The sequence below is a fragment of the Trinickia terrae genome (genome assembly GCF_005144415.1).
GTDB lineage: Bacteria > Pseudomonadota > Gammaproteobacteria > Burkholderiales > Burkholderiaceae > Trinickia_A > Trinickia_A terrae.
In genome coordinates this window covers 1-8432 of record NZ_SWJE01000008.1, presented here as the reverse complement: position 1 = coordinate 8432, position 8432 = coordinate 1, and the positions used below count along the sequence as shown (strand labels likewise).

The window sequence follows — 8432 nt, the reverse complement described above, 5'->3', positions numbered from 1 at the left end:
CTGCGTTACTGCTGGATCTGCGCGTTCTTCACGAGATCGGTCACCACCTGCGCCGTCGCCTTCTCCAGCGCGATCTGCTCAAGCTGCTTGCGCAGCGCGTCCTTCGCCTGATCGAACTGCGGCACTTGCGTCGGGCGCTTCTGGTCCACACGCAGAATCCAGTACGCATCCCCCACCTGCACCGGCGCGCTCGACACCGCTCCTTGCGGCAGCTGCACGAGCGCCTCGGCGAGCGGCTGCGGCCAGTTCTGCGTGTTGCCCGGCTGGATCGGCGTCTTGAACGAGATCCAGTTCAGCGCGCCGCCTTGCGCGGCGTCAGGCCCCTGGCTGTACTGCTTCGCGAGCTGCGCGAAGTCGGCGCCCTTCTTCAGCTGGTCGAGAACCTTGTTGGCGGTGTCGGCGTCCTTCACGACAATCACGCTCGGCTTGTACTCGTTCTCGCCAAGCGTGGCGACGATCGCGTCGTACTTCGCCTTCACGTCGGCATCGGTGACGGGTGCGGGCTTCACCTGGTCGCGTAGGTAGGCCTGCGTCATCGCAATCGTCTTCGCCTGCTCGACGGCGGCGACCACTTGCGCTCGCGTGTCGTAGTGCGCCTTGGCCGCGGCCTGGCGGAACAGCTCGCGCGCGATCAGCTGATTCTTCAGCGCGGTGCGCAAGGCGGGCGTGTCCGGCGCGTTGCTCGCGCGCACGGCCTGATCGAGCTCGTCCTGCGTGATCGTCACGTTGTTCACGCGCGCGACGGCGTTGGCGGGCAGCGCCGCCGATGCGCTCTGCGCAGCCGCAGCCTTCTCGCTCTTCGAAGGCGCATTCGCCGCGTGAGCAGCAGGCATCAACGCCGCCGCCAGCGCGAGACACAGCGCATTCGCGCGCACGGCGACTTTAGTCAGAGACGGGTTCAGTCGATCGTTCATCTTGGTTCTCCTTTATTCGGACCAGTTGAGCGTGGCGAGCACTACGGTGGCTTTCTTGCCGAGCGCGGCCGGTTGAATCAGGGCCTGCCCGAGCAGCACCTCGCTCGACATCGTTTGTTTGCCGATGCGCCATTGCAGGCGCGTGCCGACGCCCGCGCCCATCAGCGTCGGCCAGCCGCCTTGCGCGACCAGGTGCGCCTTGCCGCCGTCGACGAACACGTACGGCTCGAGGCGCGCGTCATGCCATGCGGGCGCGTTTTCCCAAGCAGCTTCATTGCGCAGATAGAGGCCGCTGTCGCCGCTGATGCCGCCTTCGGTGAAGCCGCGCACGGAGTCCATGCCGCCGAGGAAGATCTGCTCGTTGCCGAACATCGCGACCGGGCTGAACTGGCCGCGCAGCGTGCCGCGATAGGTCCACGCGGTCTTGGCGAGCGTGCCGAGCGCGAACTGCAGCGTGCCGCTCGCGTCGGCCTTCGTGAATTGCGCGTGGGCGTCGCTATTGCCGATGCCGGAGGCATCGTGGCTCGCCGCGAGCCACGGCAGGCCCTGCGAGATGCCGACGTCCCAGGTCGCCGCCGCGGCCTGATCGTGCATCACGTAGCGATACAGCCCGTTCACGCCGACGCGCAGCACCGTCAAGTCCTGCGGCGACAGATAAAAACCGTTGACGCTGCGCTCGATGCGCATCTTGTTCAGCGTCACGTCGAGGCTCACGTTGCCGCTGTGCGAGCGCGTGAGCACGTCGTTCCAGCCGAGCATCTGGCTGAAGGTGCGCCCTTCGAGCAAGGCGGTGTCGCCGATCGTCTGCTGGTATTCGGAGATCGACGTCGTGTAGCTCACGGTCTGGTAGCCGAACGGCACCGCCGCCGAGAACACGAGCGCGTTGGTGTCCTGGGAGCCCACGTAGTTGAGCGACAGCGATTCCTGCAGGCCGATCAGGTTGTCCGCTTCGACGTCGGCGCGATAGCGCAGCGTGCCGGTCTGCGAGCTGCCGTAGTTGTCGACGCCGAGGTCGTAGTAGAAGCGGTCGCCGTAGTGGTTCGCGATCGCGACGACCGAATCGCCCGGCGCCTGCCCCGGCATGATCTGGATTTCGGCCTGATTGCGCCGCAGGCGGTTGATCTGCTCGACGCCCTGCTCGAGGTCCGGCAGGCGCAGCACGTCGCCCTGGCTTTCGCCGAATGCCCAGGCGGTGCCGTTGTCGGTCAGCAGGCCGCCGCCGTAGGTTTCGAACGGCTTCGAGTCCGGATCGCGCGGCCGCAGCGGCTTGCCGTTCAGCGTGAAGGCGGCGACGCGGCCCGCCACGATGTTGATCTTCAGCGTGCCGGACGACAGATTCTGCGGACCCAGGTAAGCGCGCGTCGTGATGTAGCCGCGCGCGATGAACGCCTCGGTCAGGCGCCTGAGCAGCAGGTTGATGCGGTTGCGGCCGAGATGCTTGCCGATGAAGGGCTGCGTGATTGCATCGAGTTCGCGCGGTTTGAGCACGCTGTTGCCAATGAGACCGGCGAAGTCGACGTGCTCGATCTTGAACGTCGGCTCGACGTCGGGCAGCGTCTCGACGTCCGCGCCTTCCGGCAGGTTCGGCAATGGGGGCTGCTCCGGCACGGCGATCTGCGCGGGCGCCTGCTGCAGCTGCTGGTTGCGCTGCTGGTCGCGCTGCTCCTGCAGAAGCCGTTGCCCCGGGTCCTGCTCGGGCCGCAGCGACGACCCGCCCGGCGGTAGCCCGGCCGCGCCGGGCGGAGGGCCGCCGGGCGGCGTCTGCGCATAGGCGCGCGCCGCCGCCGCGCCGGCCAGGAGCGCGAGCGCGCATTTCGCCACGCGGGGCATGCGGCGACTCAGAGGCCCCTTCAGAGGCCCCTTCATAGGCCGCTTCACAGCCCCCTTCACAGACCGAACCATGAAACAAGCCCGAGGTGGTTGTGCGCGCCGATCGTCACCGGCTGCGTGTACGGCTTGCTGATCGTCACCACGCCGAGCGCGGCATTCACGCCGCCGGGCGCGTTGTACGCGCCGCCGTCGATGTCGGCCTCGCCCGTCAGCGCCACCTGCCCCGTGCCGGCCGAGAAGATGCCGCCCGTATCGGTCGCGTAGATCGCCGACCAGCTGCTGCCGAACCACGCCTTGAGGTCGTTGTTGCGATTGACCGCGCTGTAGCCGAGCACGGCCTTCGCGAGCGTCTTCGGCGCATCGAGCGTCAGCGAGCCGAGCGCGAGCACCTCGCCGCCGATGTTCGAGATCTGCGTGCCCGCCTTGAGCGCGATGTTCGCGTTGGCTTCGATCGCGCCGCCGTAGGCCTGCACGGTGCTCGACGCGCTCGAGCGGCAGAGGAAGAAGCAGGTCTGGTCGAAGTGCGCCTGGCCCGTGAAGACCGCCTGGTTGAGGAGCGCGTTGCTCGCAGTGATCGCGATGCTGCCGCCGTTCGAAAGAATCGAGCCGCCCACGTTCGCGACATTGTTGCCGCGGATCGTCACGCTGCCCGAATCGGCGGTGATGTACGACAGCTTGCTCGGATCGGCGAGCTCGCCGTAGTCGATCGCGAAGCCGTCGTAGCGATGCGTGAAGAACAGCAGGCTCCAGCCGGTGTTCGAATAGCTCGTCCTCGCGCCGTTGTCGACGCCGCTCGTGTGATCGACGATGTTGTTCATGTCGCCGCCCGCCACGACCGAGACGTTCTGGTTCGAGAGAATGCGCGCGTTCTCGTTGGTCACGCTGCCGCCGGCGGTCACCGAGACGTCGTCGTTGACGCCGTAGAGGATGCCCAGCCCTGTGCTCGGCAGCGACTGGTTCAGCACGCTGCCCGTCGCGTTGAGCGTGACGGCGCCAAGCGACGCCGTGTCGCTCGTGGCCCGCGTCTGACCCTGCACGAGCGAGCCGATGTTGGTGATGTCGCCGGTGCTCGTCAGCACCACGCCCGAGCCCGACGACGACACGACCGAGCCCGTCTGGCTGCTGTCGGGCTGCAGCGTGATGCCCACGCCCGTCAGCTTCACTTCGCCGTTCGCGATCAGGCTGCTGCCGGTGAAGGTGATCGCATCCTGTGCTTGCAGGGTGGCGCTCCCCGCCACCGAGATCGCCGCATCCGAGATCTGCACGCTGCCGTTCGAGGTCAGCGTGAAATCGCCGAGTGTCGCATTCAGCGGGCCGGCGCTTCTCACGCCCGGGCCGCGGTCCGTCACGATCAGCTGGACCTTGCCGCTCGTGAGGCTGCCGGCCGCGGTGATGTCGACGGCGAACGAGCTCGCCGTGGCGAGCGTCGACGGCGCCTGGACGGTGAGCCAATCGTTGGCGTTGTCGGTCGGCGAGAGGCCGGTGTCGAGCGTCGCCGTCTCGGTCCCCGCCACGGCGCGCACATAGGCCGTGGACGACGTGAAGGTGTTGGTCACCGGACCGTTGACGAGAATGGTCTTGGCGATCAGGTCGATGCCGACGAGCGCGCCCGAGAGCCCCTGCGGACCCACGACGATCGTGCCCGTGCTCGTATCGAGCACGACGTTGCGCTGGGTGACGCTGCCGACCTGCACGTCGTTGAAGCTGACCTGGCCGGTAGACAAAGCGAGGTGGCCGATGTTGAGAAACGAGCCGCCGTTCACGGTAATGCCGTTCGGATTGGCGAGCACGACATTCGCCGTCGGGCCGGTCACGCTGAGCTGCCCTTCGATCAGGCTCGGATTGGTGCTGGTGACCTGATTGACGATGGTCCGGGCGTTGATGCCGGTGTTGACCAGCGTCGCTCCTGCCGCGCCGACGCTGAACGAGCTATAGGTGTTCTGCGATACGCCTCCGACAGCCGGCGCGATAGTGACGGTTTGCCGGCCGTTGGCGGCCGTGGTGACGGTGGTGGACGTTGCGCCGTCGGTGACGATGCCGGCGGCAGAGGCCGCCATGGGCAAGGCCGCGAACGAAACAGCAATAAGCTTCGCAGCGCCCCATACCCCGCTGTATGGACGCCGCCCTCGATACCGGTTTGTCATTGGTTCTGCCTGGCGCCGGTTGCGCCGTGGTTCTCGATTGGTCTTGTTGGTCTTGGGCGAATGCCTATGCACCCGCGCTTTGTTATGACGTTTTCGACCGCTGGGGCGGATTCTTTAGGGTTTTTACGGGGATTTTTTCCTTTCCAATTACTTTCTAACTACCTACAGCCCATCGGCTTACACATAATTCCTCGGCACTATCGCCGGCGTGTAATGCCTGCAAGTCCAAGCCAGATGGCTTTCGCGCCGAAGCCGCCACCAAGAACAGCGCCAAGGGGCGCTCGAGCCGCTCGATCGCGCTCAACGGCAGCGCCTCTACGCGGCAACCGTTCTTCAGCACGTTGAGCAAGATTTCGATTTCCCAGCGTGCCCGATATAAGCCGATGCGTTAGCCCCCGCGAGGCCAAAGGCAAGCTGAGGCCCTGATCTCAGGTTGCGCCGTTCTGTAAAAACCATATTGAAATGCAAATGTCGCAGTCATAATATATCGGGGGGTTATCCACTACGTCTTATCATCAGCATTCCCCTCGAAAATTTCAATCGCTCAAGGAGGAGGATCATTATGCATAAGAACTATGTCATCCTGGCTCACCGCAATCAAAATCAGCTTGACAGGCTTATTAGAATCTTATGCGATGGCGAGTCTAAATTCTTTGTCCACATAGACAAGAATCGTCCAATTGAAGAATTCAAAGACCTGCGTCACATGAAAAACGTACGACTCGTAGAGCCAGCGGTAAGATGCGCATGGGGAGATTTCAGCTTGGTGCAGACGACGTTGAACTGCATTAGGCAGGTCCTCCTTTCCGGGCACGTCGGGCATACTATATTACTGAGCGGACAGGACTACCCGATCGTCTCGAACGCTTATATAAATCGCTTTCTTGAGGAGAACATCAACATCGATTTCATCGAGCGCACTCCGATCCACATCAAATGGCCAAACGATTTCAAACAGAGAACAGAATACTACCGCTTCACCCTTTCCAAAAATCGCGGCGATTACGTAAGGATCCCCTATATTGGATCGAAGCAATTCTACAACCCACTGCTTCTTTTTTCCGTAGTAAAAAAACTCATCAAGGTTCGCCCCCCGCTTCCCGAGATCTACGCTATCGCAAAAGCGGTTTCAAAACCGAGAGCGAAACCTCGAATCGATTTGGTTGGAGGAACGCAATGGTTCGCATTGACTCACCCCACGATAACAAAGATCTCCAGGTACTGCCAAGAACATCCCGAATATCTGGAATTTCACAAGCACACCCACGTTCCAGATGAAATCTTTTTTGGCTCGATTGTGAATGCCATCATGAAAGATGACGCATCGATTGCAACGAAGCCCTGTATTACGTACGCCAACTGGTCGAAGAACAGCTCGGGGCCCGAAGTGTTGACAAAGAGTAATATCCAAGACTTGGCAACAGCAGCCGAATCAGGAAATATTTTATTTGCAAGAAAATTCGACATCGATATTTGCGACGCGATTCTGGATATGATTGACGTGAAACTTCGTGCAGATCATGGAGTTCTTGGTTTTTCGTAGCATTTTTTGCGAATGCTTGTTGCTTACCTGCTGATATCCCAGACTGTCGAAGATCAATATTTGGGACTACAAGTGCCCGCCGCATTCTCTGACTCGAATCATCCCCGCACACTGCCAGGTCGCCGGATCGACCCGCCTTCCCCGCCCCGCCAACGCCCCCCAAAAAAATCTCGCCCAAACTGTTGCCATTCCCACGAATCTCGTTATCTATCAGCCGCCCTCGAAGTAAACTTAAAGTGCTTTGTCAAGTTACCGCTGCAACGAAAGGGGAAGGCCATGTCGAAAAAGACGCTCCGTCTGGTTCGCACACTCTCCGATATCCGGCGCGCCCAGCGATGCACCGCGCTGCGCGCCGCCCGGCAGGCCGCCGAGCTGGCGGCGCTGGCAGCCGAGGATAGCGAACCCGAGCCGCCTTCCGCCCCGCAAGACCCGCCGCCCCAGGGCAGCCGGGAATGCACGGCCGAGGCACATGGGGACTTCGACCTGAGCATCTACGCGGGCTGACCGGCTCGCTTGCTAGAATCCAGGCTCCCGAAAACGCTCACCCTTGCGAGGGTGCGCCCGCTCCGACGGTGAGGCGCGGTGCGCTCGCCGCTCACCGATGGGCTTCGATCCAAATCGTTTAGCCCCTGAAAAAAAGGGACTTTTGCGTGTACCGGCTTCTCGCAGGGGACAATTTCCGCGCGTTCGAGCCCACCTTGTTTCGGCATCCGGCGCCCCCTCCCGAATAACCTCACCTTTGCCGTGGCGCGGCATCGCACCTTCGCTCCCCCCAACTTCGACGCATCAAAACGGCGGTTGTGTCACTCTCCCATACGTGTTGCTGCACTGCGTCGATACGCCGAATGCAGCAGCGCTAATTCTCGTCTCAGATTCTTCGCATAGGCTTGAAAATGAGACGGAATCATCTCGTTATGCTGGACGATTCCGGGCAGAAATCGCAACAATCTGTTCCTCACTGCCGTCTCGCGAAAGACACGACCTCCATATAGGATATCGCCACGTCTTTCCCGCTCAACGCTTCCTGAAGGAGTACCTATGAGTCCCGACCGCGTGCGATCGAAAGCCTTTGCCATGCCGCTCACGAGCCCGGCGTTCCCGATGGGCCCGTACAAGTTCTACGACCGCGAATTCCTCATCATCACCTACCGCACCGATCTCGACCTTCTGCGCGAGATCGTCCCCGAGCCGCTTCAAGTCACCGATCCGTACGTTCACTACGAATTCATCCGCATGGCCGATTCGACCGGCTTCGGCGACTACACCGAAAGCGGCCAGGTGATTCCGGTCGCGTACGAAGGCAAGCCGGGCAGCTACACGCTCGCGATGTATCTCGACGACCATCCGCCGATCGCCGGCGGCCGCGAGCTGTGGGGCTTCCCGAAGAAGCTCGCTTCGCCGAAGCTCGAGGTCAATACGGACCACCTGCTCGGCACGCTGAACTACGGTTCGGTGCGCGTCGCCACCGGCACGATGGGCTACAAGCACAAAGAGCTCGATATCGAGCAGCAGAAGCAGCGCCTTGCCGGGCCGAACTATCTGCTGAAGATCATTCCCCACGTCGACGGCACGCCGCGCGTGTGCGAGCTCGTGCGCTACTACATGGAAGACATCAAGATGAAGGGCGCCTGGACCGGCCCGGCATCGCTGGAGCTCGAGCCGCATGCGCTCGCCCCCGTGGCGGACTTGCCCGTGCTCGAAATCGTCGAAGCGCGCCACATCATCGCCGACCTGACGCTCGGCCTCGGCACCGTCGTGCACGACTACCTCGACCGCTAAGCCAGATCAAGCCAAACCCAGACACACTCATCATCCAGGACAACCAATCATGACGACACTCAACGGCAAAACAGCAGTCGTAACCGGCGCCGCAAGCGGCATCGGCAAGGAAATCGCATTCACGCTCTCGAAGGCGGGCGCCGCGGTGGCGATCGCCGACTTGAACCTCGCGGGCGCGCAGGCGGTGGCCGACGAGATCAAGCAGGCCGGCGGCAAGGCCAT

7 protein-coding genes and 1 pseudogene are annotated in these 8432 nt (G+C 62.5%); 4 read left to right on the top strand and 4 right to left on the bottom strand.

The window, feature by feature from the left end; all coding sequences use genetic code 11:
- Positions 1 to 5 precede the first annotated feature (5 nt).
- From FAZ69_RS15170 to FAZ69_RS34570, 4 genes and pseudogenes are all read right to left on the bottom strand, one after another.
- A complete protein-coding gene (locus FAZ69_RS15170) occupies positions 6 to 914 on the bottom strand; it encodes a peptidylprolyl isomerase (protein ID WP_136895901.1) in 909 nt (302 codons plus the stop codon).
- Positions 915 to 926: 12 nt separating this feature from the next.
- The gene (locus tag FAZ69_RS15165) at positions 927 to 2744 is read right to left on the bottom strand and encodes a ShlB/FhaC/HecB family hemolysin secretion/activation protein (RefSeq protein WP_240702244.1); all 1818 of its coding nucleotides are present in this window, start codon (positions 2742 to 2744) and stop codon (positions 927 to 929) included.
- A gap of 56 nt (positions 2745 to 2800) precedes the next feature.
- On the bottom strand, positions 2801 to 4888 hold the full coding sequence (locus FAZ69_RS15160; RefSeq protein WP_136895898.1) for a two-partner secretion domain-containing protein: 2088 nt from the start codon (positions 4886 to 4888) through the stop codon (positions 2801 to 2803).
- A 250-nt stretch (positions 4889 to 5138) separates the two neighbouring features.
- Positions 5139 to 5273, bottom strand: a pseudogene (locus tag FAZ69_RS34570) (IS4 family transposase); the annotation flags it as partial.
- 177 nt (positions 5274 to 5450) lie between these two features.
- Between FAZ69_RS34570 and FAZ69_RS15150 the strand changes: the two are divergent.
- The 4 genes from FAZ69_RS15150 to FAZ69_RS15135 form a co-directional block, all read left to right on the top strand.
- A complete protein-coding gene (locus FAZ69_RS15150) occupies positions 5451 to 6431 on the top strand; it encodes a beta-1,6-N-acetylglucosaminyltransferase (protein ID WP_136895896.1) in 981 nt (326 codons plus the stop codon).
- Between the two features lie 276 nt (positions 6432 to 6707).
- The gene (locus tag FAZ69_RS15145) at positions 6708 to 6935 is read left to right on the top strand and encodes a hypothetical protein (RefSeq protein WP_136895894.1); all 228 of its coding nucleotides are present in this window, start codon (positions 6708 to 6710) and stop codon (positions 6933 to 6935) included.
- Positions 6936 to 7469: 534 nt separating this feature from the next.
- Complete coding sequence (locus tag FAZ69_RS15140) at positions 7470 to 8210, top strand: acetoacetate decarboxylase (protein WP_136895892.1); 741 nt, start codon at positions 7470 to 7472, stop codon at positions 8208 to 8210.
- A 49-nt stretch (positions 8211 to 8259) separates the two neighbouring features.
- The coding region (locus FAZ69_RS15135) for an SDR family NAD(P)-dependent oxidoreductase (protein WP_136895890.1) at positions 8260 to 8432 on the top strand (173 nt) is incomplete at its 3' end.